Raw genomic sequence first — 13,751 nt, forward strand, 5'->3', positions numbered from 1 at the left:
AGGGCAGGCGGAGATGAGCACAACCGGCGGCGTCGAGGTGTACGGGGATGGCGCTCTCACCCCCGAGCAGCGTGCCCGGTTCACCCCCTGGGCACGCGACACCGAGGAGGTCGTCGGCCTGCTGGGCTCGGAGCTCACCGGCCTCAGCGAGGCCGAGGCGAGCCGGCGTGCCGAGGTCGTCGGGCGCAATGTCCTGCCGGAGGCGAAGAAGCTGCATCCGGTGCTGAAGTTCCTCTCGCACTTCAACGACACGCTCATCTACATCCTCCTGGCCGCCGCCGTGATCAAGGCGATCATGCTCGACTGGCTCGACTTCTGGGTGATCATGGCCGTCGCGCTGATCAACGCGGTGATCGGATTCGTCCAGGAGGGTCGCGCTGAGAAGGCCCTGGCGGGCATCCGCGGCATGCTCTCCGCGACCGCGCAGGTGCGTCGGGACGGCGCATGGAAGGTCGTGGACGCCGGCGATCTGGTGCCCGGAGACATCGTGCGGCTGGCCCCGGGCGACAAGGTCCCCGCCGACATGCGGCTGACGGTCGCATCGCAGCTGCGCGTCGACGAGGCGGCGCTGACGGGCGAGTCCGTTCCGTCCTCGAAGGCCGTCGACCCGGTCGCAGCGGACGCCGGGGTGGGGGATCGCTCGTCCATGGTCTTCTCCGGCACCATCGTGTCGGCCGGCCAGGCGCGTGCCGTTGTGACCGCCACCGCAGGCGACACCGAGATCGGCACCATCCAGGCGCTCGTCGGCGAGGCCGGATCTCTCGACACGCCCCTCAAGTCCCAGCTCGCGGCCTTCGGTCGCGTGCTGACCTTCGTGATCCTGGGCATGGGCGTGGTGATGCTCCTGATCGGCCTCTTCCTTCACCGCATGGATCTCGACACGGTGATCTCGGCGACCGTGGGCTTCGCCGTGGCCGCCATCCCGGAGGGCCTTCCCGCGCTGGTCACCATCACGCTCGCGATCGGCGTGCAGCAGATGGCCAAGCGCAACGCGATCACCCGCAAGCTCCCCGCGGTCGAGACGCTCGGATCCGTCACCGTCGTCTGCTCGGACAAGACCGGCACGCTGACGACGAACGAGATGACCGTGCGCAGCCTCGTCACCCCTCTCGGCCGCTACGACGTCTCCGGTCTGGGGTACCAGCCGGAGGGCGCCATCACGGACGAGAACGGCGCCGCGGCCGACGGCGCGGATCTGCAGCCGCTGCTGGCCGTCGCCTCGCTCTGCAACGACGCCCACCTCGTCCGCGACGGCGAGCGCTGGCAGCTCGTCGGCGAGCCCACCGAGGGCGCGCTGAAGACCCTCGCGATGAAGGGCGGCTTCGACCCGCACGACCACACGCGCGTGGGGGTGCTTCCCTTCGACTCGGCCAACAAGTTCATGGGCACCGTCGATCTCGCCTCCGACGGCACCCGCACCCTGCTGGTGAAGGGGGCACCCGACCGCCTGCTCGATCGCTCGACCACCCAGAGCGGTCCGGACGGATCCGTTCCGCTGCGCCTCGACTCTTGGGAGGCGGCGATCGCCGAGCTGAGCGGCCAGGGTCTGCGTGTGCTCGCGGCCGCGCGCAGGAGGGATCCGGCCGGCGAAGGCGACCTCGACGCATTCGACCTGCAGGACCTGGAGTTCCTGGGGGTCTACGGCATCGTCGATCCGCCGCGGCCCGAGGTGATCCAGGCCGTGCGCGACTGCCACACCGCGGGCGTGCGCGTGAAGATGATCACGGGCGATCACGCGGGCACCGCCCTGGCGATCGCGCGCGAGGTCGGCATCGTGGACGACCCGCACGCGCGAGTGCTCACCGGAGCCGAGCTCGAGACGATGAGCCAGGACCAGCTGGCCGCAGTCGCGCATGAGGTCGACGTCTACGCCCGCACGAGCCCCGAGCACAAGATCCGCATCGTGCGAGCCCTCCAATCGCATCACGAGGTCGTGGCGATGACTGGAGACGGGGTCAACGACGCTCCCGCGCTCACGCGCGCGAACGTCGGCGTCGCGATGGGGATCAAGGGCACCGAGGCCACGAAGGAGGCGGCCGAGATCGTCCTCGCCGACGACAACTTCGCGACCATCCGCTCCGCCATCCGCGAGGGTCGCCGCATCTACGACAACCTCCGCAAGTCGGTCGTCTTCCTGCTGCCCACCAACGGCGCGCAGTCGCTGGTGATCCTGGTGGCCGTGCTGTTCGGCCTGACGCTGCCGCTCACACCGGTGCAGGTGCTGTGGGTGAACATGATCACCGCGGTGACCCTGTCGCTCTCGCTCGCCTACGAACCCGCCGAGCGCGGCATCATGCAGCGCCCGCCGCGGGCGCCCGGAGGCTCGATCATCTCGGTCCGCGAGCTGGTGTTCGTGCTGCTCGTCTCGCTCCTCATCGGCGGCGCGACCCTCGCGGTCTTCTACGGCGCGGTCGCCCGTGGCGAGGCGGTCGAGATGGCGCGCACGGAGGCGGTCCTGATGCTGGCCCTGGGGCAGCTCGTGTTCCTGTTCAACTGCCGCATCCTCGAGCGGTCGAGCTTCACCCTCGACGTGCTGCGCGGCAACCCGGTCGTCTGGTGGTCGGCGGGCGCGCTGATGGTGCTGCAGGCGGTCTACTCGTACGCGCCGTTTATGAACGGCCTGTTCGATTCGCGTCCGATGCCCTACGAGGCCTGGTTGATCCCGCTCGCGTACGCGATCGCGCTCTTCCTGCTGATCGAGGGTGTGAAGGGCATCTGGCGGATCGTCCCCGAGCGAACGCGCTGAGCCGGATCAGACCGTGGCGCGGATGCGTCCGACGTCCTGACCGCCGCCCTGCACCGCGAACATCGGCAGCGCCGCGGCCTCCACGGCGTCCGCGGAGGTGATCGCGCCCGCATTCGCCAGCAGCTGCAGGGCGACCAGGGGAGCGGCGCGGAGGGATCCGTCGAGGGTCTTGAGGGCGACCGTGGTGCCGTCGGGCGCCACCATGATCTGCACGCCCTCGGCGCCGAGCTTCGAGAACACCCCGTAGCGCTCGATCATGACCGTGTCGGACTGGCCGGGGCCGTGGATCGTCCAGGGGTTCTCCCGCACCGTGCGCACGAGGGCGCCCGCCACGCGGTGCAAAGCGAAAGGCGAGCGCTCCGACGACGTGCCGACGCGGTGGATGCCGCGCGCGAGTCCGGTCAGGGTGAGCGCGTGCACGGGAGCGCCGCAGCCGTCGATCACCGTCGCCGCGATCTTCTCGCCCGTGAGGCGCTCGATCACCTCGCGGATGTGCAGCTGCAGCGGGTGCACGGGGTCGAGGTAGCCGTGCGTGTCCCACCCGGTCGCGACGCAGGCGCTCAGCATCGCGGCGTGCTTGCCGGAGCAGTTGTGGCGCACCGCGGCGGGCTCGAGGTGGTCGCGCACCATCGCGTCTCGCGCGGCGGTGTCGCTGGGCCAGCTCGCGGGGCAGCCGAGCACATCCTCGGTGAGCCCCACTGCGGCGAGCATGTCGCGCACGACCGCAGCGTGGCGGTCGGTGCCGTGATGGCTCGCGGTCGCGAGCGCGAGGCGCTCGCCCTCGAGCGCGGCGCCCGCCGTGACGACGGCGACGGCCTGCAGCGGCTTCAGTGACGAGCGCGGCAGGATCAGCGCATCCGGGTTGCCGAGACGGGCGACGATGTCGCCGCCCGGATTCAGCACGACCGCGGAGCCCGCATGGCGCGACTCGACGAAGCCTCCACGCTCGACGACTGCCAGCTCGACCGAATCCTGAACCCCGAATGTCTCCGTCACCCGATCAACCCTAATCTGGGCCTATGAACGGAGAGCACCGCTACGCCCTGACCGCCACGTGGACCGGCGATCTCGGATCGGGCACCTCGGGCTATCGCGACTACTCGCGCGACGTCACGCTCGAGGTGGCCGGGAAGCCCGCCCTGCTCGCATCGTCGGACAAGCCGTTCCGCGGCGATCCCACGCGCTGGAACCCGGAGGATCTGCTGGTCGCGGCGCTGGCGGAGTGCCATCTGCTCTCGTACCTCCACGCATGCGTGCAGGCAGGAGTGGTCGTCACGTCCTACGTCGATCAGGCCACCGGGCTGCTCCGCGAGGATTCGTCGAGCAGCGCGAAGTTCGAGGAGGTCGTGCTCCACCCGCGCGTCACCGTCGCCTCCGAATCGATGATCGAGGCCGCAGAGGCCGCGCACCGCACCGCCCACGAGTGGTGCTTCATCGCCCGCTCGGTCAACTTCCCGGTGCGGCACGAGCCCACGGTGACCGTGGGCTGACAGTCAGCGCCGCTCGTGCGGCAGGGCGCGCCGGATCTTCTCGACGGTTCCCTGGGCCGGCGACTCGTTGAACGCGTCGGCGAGCTCCTGCCCGGAAAGGGCGTGGATCGCCGCCATGATCTCGTCGGTGGCCGTGCGCCGGGCCTTGCCGGAGTTCGCGGGACCGTGATGCGAGAGGTCCAGCGGCGCGCCGAACCGGATGGTCACACGGTGCCGCAGGGAGGGGAACTTCGCGCCGACGGGCATCGCCCTGTCGGTGCCGACGAGGCCCACCGGCACCACGGGCGAACCCGTCTGCAGGGCGAGGAAGGCGACCCCGGTGCGGCCCTTGTAGAGCCGCCCGTCGAGCGAGCGCGTGCCCTCGGGATAGAGGGCGACCGCGGCCCCGTCCTCGAGCAGCTGCCGCTGCTGGTCGAGCGCGTCGAGCGCGGCCTGGCCGGCGCCGCGCCGCACGGGGATGGCCCCGACCGCGGTGAAGAAGACGCGTGAGAACCAGCCCTTCACGCCCGTGCCCTCGAAGTAGCTCGACTTGGCGAGGAAGTTGACCGCGCGGGGCGCCGCGGCGACAGGGATGGCCACGGAGTCGATGAAGGAAAGATGATTCGACGCGAAGATCAGGCGCCCCTCGGCGGGGATGTTCTCGCGCCCCTCGATGCGAGGACGGTAGACCATGCGCACCAGCGGGGTCAGCACCGCGCGACCGAAGCTGTAGAACCAGCTCGGGCGCGAGGGGGATTCGGCGCCTTCGGTCTCGCCGGGTTCGGGTGCCACGGCGTCCGCAGAGGTGATCATTCCTCCGAGCTTATCGGCGGATCCATGCCCAGCCCGGCATGGCGGGGGAGAGCCACCCTCAGCGCGCTCGTAAGCACATGGGGCAGGATGGGACGAACCCCATCCAGAACGAGGTGTTTCCGTGCGTCTTCGCCCCGCAGTCATCATGTCCTCCTTCGCGCTGGCCGCGCTCGCCCTCGCGGGCTGCTCGGGCGAACCCGCGCCGGAGTCGACGCCGACCTCCTCGGCCGCCGCCGGCGACCTCTGCGACGTCGCCCTCGCCTCGGACGACGTGTCCGACGCCGTCAAGGTGGAGGGAGACGCCGGCGCCCAGCCGACGCTCGGGGGCGAGTTCCCGCTCGAGATCTCCGCCCCGGCGCGCTCCGTGGTCTCGGAGGGCGACGGCGACAAGCTCGAAGAGGGCGACTGGTTCGAGTACGACATGGCGATCTTCGACGCCACAACGGGCAAGCTCGGCGCGGTCGGCGGGTTCGACCAGCGTCTCGCGCCGATCCAGGCGGTCTCCACCACGGGTGTCGGCCAGATGCTCGGCTGTGCCACCGAGGGCACACGCGTGGCCATCACCGTGCCCGGCAGCGAGCAGAGCTCGGCGGCCGTGTACGTGCTCGACGTGAACAAGATCGTCGACCTCCCCGAGAAGGCGTGGGGTGAGGACCAGGAGCCGGTCGAGGGTGAGCCCACGGTGAAGCTCGACAAGAAGGGCGCGCCCACGATCACGCTCCCCGACACCGACGCCCCGGCCGAGACCGTCGTCACGACGCTGAAGAAGGGCGACGGCGACGTCGTCGAGGCCGGCAGCGACGTCATCGTCCACTACACGGGTGTGAAGTGGTCGGACGGATCCGTCTTCGACTCCAGCTGGGAGCGCGGCACGCCCGCGCCGTTCAACACGGCGGGCGTGGTCCCCGGCTTCACGAAGGCCATCGAGGGTCAGACCATCGGCTCGCAGGTGCTCGTCACCATGCCCCCGAAGGACGGCTACGGCGAGGGCGAGAAGAACGCGGACAACCTCGTCGGCGAGACGCTGACGTTCGTCGTGGACATCCTCGACGCGGGCACGCCGGTCCAGCAGATCCAGCAGTGACCGTGCGCCGCGTCGTCATCCTCGGATCCACCGGATCCATCGGCACCCAGGCTCTCGACGTCATCCGGGCGAACCCGGAGCGATTCGAGGTCGTCGGTCTGTCGGCAGGCTCGAACGGCGCGGCGATGGCCGCTCAGGCGAAGGAGTTCGGCGTCGCCGACACCGCCCTGGGCGCCGCCGACGCGGAGCGCCTGGTGCGCTCCGTGGAGGCCGACGTGGTCGTCAACGGGATCACCGGATCCGTCGGCCTCGGCCCGACTCTGGCCGCGCTCGAGACGGGGCGCACGCTGGCGTTGGCGAACAAGGAATCGCTGATCGTCGGCGGCGAGCTGGTGAAGAGCATCGCGAAGCCCGGGCAGATCGTGCCCGTCGACTCCGAGCACTCCGCGCTGGCGCAGGCCCTCCGATCCGGCACCGCGGACGAGGTGCGTCGCCTGGTGCTGACCGCGTCGGGCGGCCCGTTCCGCGGGCGCTCGCGCGAGTCGCTGGCCGATGTCACACCGTCCGAGGCGCTCGCGCACCCGACCTGGGACATGGGGCGGGTCGTCACGACCAACTCGGCGACCCTCGTGAACAAGGGCCTCGAGGTGATCGAGGCGCACCTGCTGTTCGACGTCCCGTACGACCGGATCGACGTCGTCGTGCACCCGCAGTCGATCGTCCACTCGATGGTGGAGTTCGTCGACGGCTCGACGATCGCGCAGGCGTCGCCGCCGGACATGCGCCTGCCGATCTCGCTCGGTCTCGACTGGCCGCACCGCGTCGCGGGCGTCGGCGCGCCGCTCGACTGGACGAAGGCCTCGGCCTGGACGTTCGAGCCGCTGGATGAGCAGGCCTTTCCCGCCGTCGCGCTCGCGAAGCAGGTCGGATCCGCCGGGCGCACCTTCCCCGGCGTCTACAACGCCGCCAACGAGCAGGCCGTCGACGCGTTCCACGAGGGCCGGCTGCCCTTCCTCGGCATCGTCGACACGGTTCGTCGTGTCGTCGACGCGCACGATGCCCCCTCCGAGCTCACGCGCGAGTCGCTCGCCGAGGCGGAGAACTGGGCGCGCGCCGAGGCCGACCGCATCATCGCCGCGTAATCCGCGGCGGCCTCACCGCTTCGCCGAACAAGACGGCCCGGACCTCCATCGGAGATCCGGGCCGTCTGCGTGTCAGCGGGCGCTCAGTGGTGCGAGCCGTCGTCCGCGTAGGGGTTCTTCCAGCGGCGCTCACCCACGGGCCAGCCGGCGTCGATGAGCGCCTGGCGGGCAAGCTCGCGACCGGAGTAGAACAGGCGCACACCCTGCACGTCGCGGTGGTCCTGGTGGCCGGGGCCGAACCACATGAGCGCATCGCCGGGGCCGATCAGCTTCACGGCCTCGACGATGGCCGTCTCGGGGGGCGAGATCTCGTAGGCCTCCTCCTCGGACTTCACCGAGCGCGCGCCCTCGAGCAGCATCCGGCGCACGATCGCCGGATCCTCCATGCGCGGGTTGTGATCGGTGATGATCACGATGTCGCCGTAGTCACCGGCGGCCTTGCCCATGGCGAAGCGCTTGGTGGTGTCACGGCTGCCGTCGGCGCCGAGCATCACCACGAGCTTGCCGGCGGTGACGCGGCGAAGGCCCTCGAGCGTCTTCTCGATGCCCACGGGCGTGTGACCGAAGTCGACGTAGACGGCGGGGCCGCCCTCGCCGTGGATCTTCTCCGCGCGCCCGGGGAGGTGCGCCTTGATGCCCTCGTCGCGCGCGAGCGCCGAGGAGATGCGCTCCCAGTCGTAGCCGGCCTCGAGCAGCATGACGATCGCGGCACCCGAGTTGGCGGCCATATGCGGGCCGATGACGGGCACGAACGAGGTGAGCGTTCGGCCGTCCTCGTTGTTGGTCAGCGTGAAGCCGGTGCCCTCAAGGGTCTCTTCGTTCACGGTGACGGTCCACTGGGCGGTGGCGGCGAGATCCTGGTCGACGGCGATCGCGGGCGTCGCGATCGTGACCACGGGCACACCCGCGCGCTCCACGACGGTGGCGCCGGCCGGGGTGTCGAGGGAGACGACGGCGCGGCGGGCCCGATCCGGCTGGAACAGCGGCAGCTTCGCCTCGAGGTACTCGTCCATCCCCGAGAAGTCGTCCATGTGGTCGTGCGAGAGGTTCGTGAACATCGCCACGTCGAACACGACGGCATCGACGCGGTGGCGCATGATCGCCTGCACGCTCACCTCGATGGCCGCCGCCTCGACGCCGCGCTCGCGCATCACCGCGAGAAGGGCGTGCATCTCGTACGCCTCGGGTGTCGTCAGGCGCGCCATGATCCGCTCACCCGCGACGACGCGCAGGGCGGAGGAGGACAGCCCGGTGACGACGCCCAGCTGGCCGAGCAGGCCGTCGAGGAGGTGTGTGATGCTCGTCTTGCCGTCGGTGCCGGTGGTGCCGAACAGCAGCGGCAGGTCGTGGCTCGTGTCGAAGACCCACTTGGCGATCTCGCCCAGCTCGCCGCGCGGATCGTCGACGATCAGGATCGGCAGGCCGGCACCGGCCGCGATGCCGGCGCCCTCCGCGTCGGTGAGGATCGCGGAGGCACCCAGCTCGGCGGTCTGCTGGGCGAACTCGGCCCCGTGGCGGTTGCGGCCGTGGATGCCCACGAACACCTCGCCGGGGTTCAGGTCGCTCGTGGCGATCGTGATGCCGGTGACGGTGACGCCATCGAGCGATCCGCGGGTGTCGCGCGCGAAGCGCTCGGCGAGTTCGGTCAGGCTGCGCGCGGGCGTCTGTGCCGGACGCAGGACCGGAGGGATGTTCGAGCCAGTCTTCGTCATGGTGTCTCCAGTCTGTCACGCGCCCCCGGATGACCCGCCGAGCGGAGCCTGTGCGGCCCCGCCCGGCGGGATGTGCCGGATCAGGCCCGGCGCGACGTGCGGCGGAACGCGGCGATCGCCACGACCAGCGCCGCGATGCCGGCGACGAGGCCGCCGGCGCCGAGCGCGACCGGCAGGGGATCGGCGGCGGCGCTGTCCGTCTCCTCGGACGACGCCGCCTCGTGGTCGCCGTGCCCGGACGCCGCGGCCCCCTCCGCCAGCGTCACCGTCGGCGCCGGGTAGTCGACGCTGTGCGGGTCGGCGCCCTCGGCCACCTCCTCCGACCACGACGACGACCCCTCCGCGCACATCTGCTCGACGGGGAAGGCGAGCGTGCCGCTCGCGTCATCGGCGTACTTCACACCGACCTCCAGGGCGGCGCGCATGCCGTCGGCGACGGGCTCCGTCGCGGTGTAGGTGATGGTCGCGGGAAGGGCGGTCTCGGGGTCGCGCTCGACCGCGATGTCCCACCCGGGCGTGATGGTGGGAGTGGCGGAGGCGATCTGCTCGGGCAGGTCGATCCGGATCGCGGTGGTCGGCGATCCGTCGCAGCCGTGGCTGAAGGCGAAGGTGAGCACGTCGTAGCCGCCGGCCACGGGTGTGCTCGGGGTGACGGTGACGTGGGCGCTGGCCGCCAGAGGGACGGCGAGAGCGAGGACTCCGCCGGCGACGAGGCCGGCGGTGATGCGGGTGCGGATGTTCATGACTGCTCCTGAGAAGGGGCGAGCGGCGTACGGGCGCGCGGAGAGGCGCCGTCGCACGGAGTGCTCGCGGAAGTAAGGGGACGCGTGCGCCGTTCAGGCGCCGGCGAGGGTCGGGGGCCCGCGCCGCGTCAGCGACCCCGGCAGGAGGGCGGGGCGGAGGTGCGCCGCGCGCGCCGCAGGGCGCGTGCGTGCAGCCGTGCGGGGACGGATCCGGCCTGTCACCGCACGGCGAAGCACCGCGAGGACCGCGCCGAGGATGGCGCGCACGGCCCGCTCGCCGCGCCACAGCAGGGCGACGGTGAGCAGGGCGGCGATCGCGTGGGCGACGTACATCGCGAGACCCTCGGCCACGGCCGGTCGCGCGGCGATCAGCGCGGGATCCAGTTGTCCGTGCGCATGCGCTGCGGTGACGCGGTCACCGGTCGGCGACCCCAGAAGCAGGAAGGCGGCGTGGAAGGCCACCTGGCTGATCGTGACGGCGGCGGCGAGACGACCGAGGTGCGGGCGCGGACCGACGAGGGCCGCGGCCACCGGCGTCGCGAGGGCGGCGATCAGCGCGATCAGCAGGGGTGCGGGGGCGGCTGCTCCTCCGAGGGTGTGCGAGGTCGCCGCCAGCAGGGTGGCCACCGACGCCACGAGCGCGCCGCGGAGGACACGCTGCTGCCGGGAGGTCACCCTAAGAATGTACCCGCGCGACCGGGAGGACGGGATTCATAGCCGCGGCGCAGTACCGTTGCCGCGTGGCAGTTCTCGCGTTCGTGATCGGTGTGCTCGTCGTCGTCGTGGGGCTCGGCGTCTCGATCGGTCTGCACGAGATCGGGCACCTCGCCCCGGCCAAGCGCTTCAATGTCGAGACGAGCCGATACATGATCGGCCTCGGTCCCGTGTTGTGGTCGAAGAAGGTCGGTGAGACCGAGTACGGCCTGAAGCTGCTTCCGATCGGCGGCTACATCTCGATGGCGGGCATGTACGCGCCGGTGCGGCAGAAGACCCGGATTCGCGGTGTGCTCGGCACGCTCGTGCAGGATGCGCGCGATGCGAACCACGAGTCGCTCGAGGGCGTCGACACCTCCCGGGCGTTCTTCCGTCTGCCGGTGTGGAAGCGCATCGTGATCATGCTCGGCGGCCCGTTCATGAACCTGTTGCTCGCGCTGGTGCTGTTCACCGTGCTCTACAGCGGGATCGGCCTGCAGCAGACCACCACGACGGTCGCGGCGGTCGCCGAGTGCGTGGTGCCCGCCGGCACGGAGGCTGCGGAGTGCGGGACGGATGATCCCGCGTCGCCCGCCAAGGCCGCAGGTCTGCTCCCGGGCGACACGCTCGTTTCGATCGACGGCGCGCAGGTCGCGACCTTCGCAGAGGCGTCCGAGATCATCCAGGCGCACCCCGACGAGGAGCTCTCGGTCGTCGTGCGGCGCGACGGAGCGGAGCAGGAGCTCCGTCTCACCCCCGTCCTCGCCGAGCGCGAGATCGCCGGTGACGACGGCGAGGTCACCACACAGAGCGTCGGCTTCGCGGGCATGACGGCGCAGGTGGCCCGCGTGCAGCAGCCCCTCTGGTCGGGGGCCCAGGCCACGGGCGACAGCCTCGTGCGGGTCGCCGGCATCATCGTGCAGCTGCCGGTGCGCCTGTGGGACACGGCGGTCGATCTGTTCACGGGTCAGCCGCGCGACGCCGACGGTCCGCTCAGCGTGGTGGGCGTGGGCCGCCTCGCGGGCGAGGTGGCCGCCGCCGAGGCGCCCATCCTGGATCGCGTCGGCGCGATGGTCGGGCTGCTCGGATCGGTCAACATCGCCCTGTTCGTCTTCAACCTGATCCCGCTGCTGCCGCTCGACGGCGGGCACGTGGCGATCGCGCTGTGGGACGGTCTCAAGCGCGCCTGGGCGAAGCTGCGCGGGGCGCCAGAGCCCGCTCCCGCCGACGCGACGAAGTTCGTGCCGGTGGCGCTGCTCGTGGTGGTGTTTATGGTCGCGATGGGCGCGCTGCTGATGGCCGCCGACCTGTTCAACCCCATCACCCTCGGCGGCTGACGCGGGCTCCGCCCCGGCGGTCGGTCTCAGCCGGCGGCGTGCAGCACAAGACGCTCGAGCGTGCGCATCCCGTCGCGCGACAGGATCGACTCGAGGTGACCCTGCACCGAGGCGAAGCCGCGGCCGCGCAGCGCGTACACGTCGCCTGTCGTGGGCTCTGCGGCGACCTCGACGGTGCCGACCTTCCCGCAGCGGGTCTCGCTCGGAGTGAGCTTTCCGACCCCGGGCAGCACACGTGCCGTGAAGGTGTTGTAGAACCCGATCGAGGCGGGCTCGCCGAAGACGTCGACGGTCTTCTGCAGGCCCTGGTGCGGGCTCGCGAGCGGAGTCAGCGCGATCCCCATCCGGTCGGCGAGGATCTGGTGGCTCAGGCACACCGCGAGCAGGGGAGTGCCCGCCTCCAGGCGCCGCTGCACGACCTCGCGCATCCGCGCGATGCGCGGGTTCGCCTCATCCCGCGGGTCACCGGGGCCGGGGCCGGAGACGACGATCTCGGCCGCATCGAGCTGAGCGTCGGTGACCTCCGACCAATGCGCGATCGTCACATCGAGACCGAGGTGACGCAGCTGGTGCGCGAGCATCGTCGTGAAGCGGTCCTCGGCGTCCACGACGAGAGCCGAGCGTCCGTCCAGCGGCCCAGCGTCCGAGCCCTGCGGCTCGAGCCAGAACGGCGCCAGACGCGCGTTTCGGGACGCGAGCAGCTCGGCGATCCGCGGATCCTCCGCGAGCGGGCGGCGCTCGGGGGTGGGCTGATCCGGATCGGCGGCGGCCGGGGCCGGCACATCGCGCGGCACCGCGCCGATCGCGCCGAGCACGCCGGCGGCCTTGCCGTGGGTCTCTGACACCTCGCCCTGGGGGCTCGAGTGGCGCACCAGGGTGGCGCCCGCGGGCACGCGCAGGCGGCCGTCGACAAGGTAGGCGGTGCGGATCAGGATCGGGGCGTCGAGGTCGTGTCCGCCATCCGCGCGCGGCGTGAACAGGGCCGCGACCCCCGAGTAGTAGCCGCGGGGCGTGGTCTCGTGGCGGCGGATCACCGCGCACGCGTTCTGCATGGGCGAGCCGGTCACGGTGGGGGCGAACATCGTCTCGCGCAGGATGTCCCGCGGGTCGAGCCGGCTGATGCCCCGCAGCATGTATTCGGTGTGCGTGAGGCGCGACATCTCCTTGAGATGCGGGCCGGTGATCCGGCCGCCGTCGCTGCAGACAGCGCTCATCATCTTGAGCTCCTCGTCGACGACCATAAAGAGCTCCTCGGTCTCCTTGGTGTCGGTGAGGAAGGCGCTCAGCGTCTCGACCGTCGCGCCGCCGGCCGGGTGTCGGAACGTGCCGGAGATGGGGTTCATCGTCACGGTGCTCGGCTCGCCGTCGCCGCCGGCCACCGCGGTGACGTGCGCTTCGGGGCTCGCGCCGACCGCGACGTGACCGGGGGTGACGATCGCGAAGGTCCAGTACGCGCCGCGCTCGTGCTGCAGCAGCGCTCGGAACCAGGTGAGAGCGGCAAGGCGGGGGTCGGCGTCGACGCCCGCGGTGTAGTCGCGACGGATCACGAAGTTCGCGCCCTCGCCCCGGCCGATCTCGTCGGTGATCACCCGGCGCACGATGTCCGCGTAGTCGTCGTCGGCGATGTCGAAGCCCGGATCCTCGAGGGTGATCGGCTCGCGCGGCAGCCCCTCGAGAACCTCGGCGACGTCGACCGTCGCGCGGTCTTCGACGAGCAGGCAGCGCAGGGGCGCGCCGTCGTCGTGGGCTTCGAAGCCGCGCTCGCGCACCTGGCGGTACGGCACGAGCGCGAGCACCTCGCGCGGTGTCCCGGACGCGTCGTGCAGGGGGATGTCGGCGAGCAGCTCGACATCCGCGATCTCGCCGGTCAGCACCTCGACGCGCGACACGACACCCGAGTCGTCGGCACGGGCGATCAGGGCGAAGGGCGCGTCCGGATCGGCCGCGAGGCGGTGGATCAGGTCGACGTTGGCGGTCCCGGGCATAGGGGTCACTCCTGGAGAAACGGCGGCCTGACACAGAAAGACCGCCTGAGCGGCGGTCTGTTCTTCGAGTTCGCGAAAAAGCACCGC

The 13,751-nt window shown here is 71.3% G+C and carries 11 protein-coding genes; 5 read left to right on the forward strand and 6 right to left on the reverse strand.

What is annotated here, in order from left to right; all coding sequences use genetic code 11:
• Window positions 1-13: 13 nt before the first annotated feature.
• On the forward strand, window positions 14-2,746 hold the full coding sequence (locus J5V96_RS07075; RefSeq protein ID WP_208502088.1) for a cation-translocating P-type ATPase: 2,733 nt from the start codon (window positions 14-16) through the stop codon (window positions 2,744-2,746).
• A gap of 6 nt (window positions 2,747-2,752) precedes the next feature.
• Here the strand turns inward: J5V96_RS07075 and J5V96_RS07080 are convergent, their stop codons facing one another.
• Entirely contained in the window at window positions 2,753-3,742 is a 990-nt protein-coding gene (locus J5V96_RS07080) for an asparaginase (protein WP_208502090.1), read from the reverse strand.
• A 23-nt stretch (window positions 3,743-3,765) separates the two neighbouring features.
• Between J5V96_RS07080 and J5V96_RS07085 the strand changes: the two genes are divergently transcribed.
• Complete coding sequence (locus J5V96_RS07085) at window positions 3,766-4,236, forward strand: OsmC family protein (protein ID WP_208502092.1); 471 nt, start codon at window positions 3,766-3,768, stop codon at window positions 4,234-4,236.
• A gap of 3 nt (window positions 4,237-4,239) precedes the next feature.
• On the opposite strand, the gene J5V96_RS07090 is transcribed toward J5V96_RS07085, so the two are convergent.
• Window positions 4,240-5,028 carry a lysophospholipid acyltransferase family protein gene (locus J5V96_RS07090; RefSeq protein WP_208502094.1) on the reverse strand — a complete coding sequence of 263 codons (789 nt, stop codon included), beginning with the start codon at window positions 5,026-5,028 and terminating at the stop codon, window positions 4,240-4,242.
• Window positions 5,029-5,173: 145 nt separating this feature from the next.
• On the opposite strand from J5V96_RS07090, the gene J5V96_RS07095 reads away from it, so the two are divergent.
• Both J5V96_RS07095 and dxr read left to right on the forward strand, forming a co-directional pair.
• The gene (locus J5V96_RS07095; RefSeq protein ID WP_236014541.1) at window positions 5,174-6,112 is read left to right on the forward strand and encodes an FKBP-type peptidyl-prolyl cis-trans isomerase; all 939 of its coding nucleotides are present in this window, start codon (window positions 5,174-5,176) and stop codon (window positions 6,110-6,112) included.
• Window positions 6,113-6,114: 2 nt separating this feature from the next.
• On the forward strand, window positions 6,115-7,194 hold the full coding sequence (gene dxr / locus J5V96_RS07100) for a 1-deoxy-D-xylulose-5-phosphate reductoisomerase (RefSeq protein WP_208502441.1): 1,080 nt from the start codon (window positions 6,115-6,117) through the stop codon (window positions 7,192-7,194).
• Between the two features lie 83 nt (window positions 7,195-7,277).
• Here dxr and J5V96_RS07105 read toward each other — a convergent pair whose 3' ends face one another.
• The 3 genes from J5V96_RS07105 to J5V96_RS07115 all read right to left on the reverse strand — a co-directional run bounded on the left by J5V96_RS07105 (window position 7,278) and on the right by J5V96_RS07115 (window position 10,324).
• Window positions 7,278-8,906, reverse strand: a complete 1,629-nt coding sequence (locus J5V96_RS07105) for a Mur ligase family protein (protein ID WP_208502098.1) — start codon at window positions 8,904-8,906, stop codon at window positions 7,278-7,280.
• 80 nt (window positions 8,907-8,986) lie between these two features.
• Window positions 8,987-9,649 (reverse strand): YcnI family copper-binding membrane protein, encoded by a 663-nt coding sequence (locus J5V96_RS07110; protein WP_208502100.1) that lies wholly within the window; start codon window positions 9,647-9,649, stop codon window positions 8,987-8,989.
• A gap of 93 nt (window positions 9,650-9,742) precedes the next feature.
• Window positions 9,743-10,324, reverse strand: a complete 582-nt coding sequence (locus tag J5V96_RS07115; protein WP_208502102.1) for a hypothetical protein — start codon at window positions 10,322-10,324, stop codon at window positions 9,743-9,745.
• Window positions 10,325-10,389: 65 nt separating this feature from the next.
• Here J5V96_RS07115 and J5V96_RS07120 point away from each other — a divergent pair, with 65 nt between their 5' ends.
• Window positions 10,390-11,679 carry a M50 family metallopeptidase gene (locus J5V96_RS07120; RefSeq protein ID WP_208502104.1) on the forward strand — a complete coding sequence of 430 codons (1,290 nt, stop codon included), beginning with the start codon at window positions 10,390-10,392 and terminating at the stop codon, window positions 11,677-11,679.
• A 26-nt stretch (window positions 11,680-11,705) separates the two neighbouring features.
• Here the strand turns inward: J5V96_RS07120 and J5V96_RS07125 are convergent, their stop codons facing one another.
• Entirely contained in the window at window positions 11,706-13,664 is a 1,959-nt protein-coding gene (locus tag J5V96_RS07125) for an anthranilate synthase family protein (protein ID WP_208502107.1), read from the reverse strand.
• Between the last annotated feature and the right edge of the window lie 87 nt (window positions 13,665-13,751).

It is taken from the genome of Microbacterium stercoris (genome assembly GCF_017592545.1).
Lineage (GTDB): Bacteria > Actinomycetota > Actinomycetes > Actinomycetales > Microbacteriaceae > Microbacterium > Microbacterium stercoris.

Bases quoted from the DNA above. Each gene is read 5' to 3' on its own strand.
- J5V96_RS07110 (WP_208502100.1), bottom strand. From the start codon at position 9,649: ATGAACATCCGCACCCGCATCACCGCCGGCCTCGTCGCCGGCGGAGTC.
- J5V96_RS07095 (WP_236014541.1), top strand. From the start codon at position 5,174: ATGTCCTCCTTCGCGCTGGCCGCGCTCGCCCTCGCGGGCTGCTCGGGC.
- J5V96_RS07105 (WP_208502098.1), bottom strand. From the start codon at position 8,906: ATGACGAAGACTGGCTCGAACATCCCTCCGGTCCTGCGTCCGGCACAG.
- J5V96_RS07075 (WP_208502088.1), top strand. From the start codon at position 14: ATGAGCACAACCGGCGGCGTCGAGGTGTACGGGGATGGCGCTCTCACC.
- J5V96_RS07090 (WP_208502094.1), bottom strand. From the start codon at position 5,028: ATGATCACCTCTGCGGACGCCGTGGCACCCGAACCCGGCGAGACCGAA.
- J5V96_RS07085 (WP_208502092.1), top strand. From the start codon at position 3,766: ATGAACGGAGAGCACCGCTACGCCCTGACCGCCACGTGGACCGGCGAT.
- J5V96_RS07125 (WP_208502107.1), bottom strand. From the start codon at position 13,664: ATGCCCGGGACCGCCAACGTCGACCTGATCCACCGCCTCGCGGCCGAT.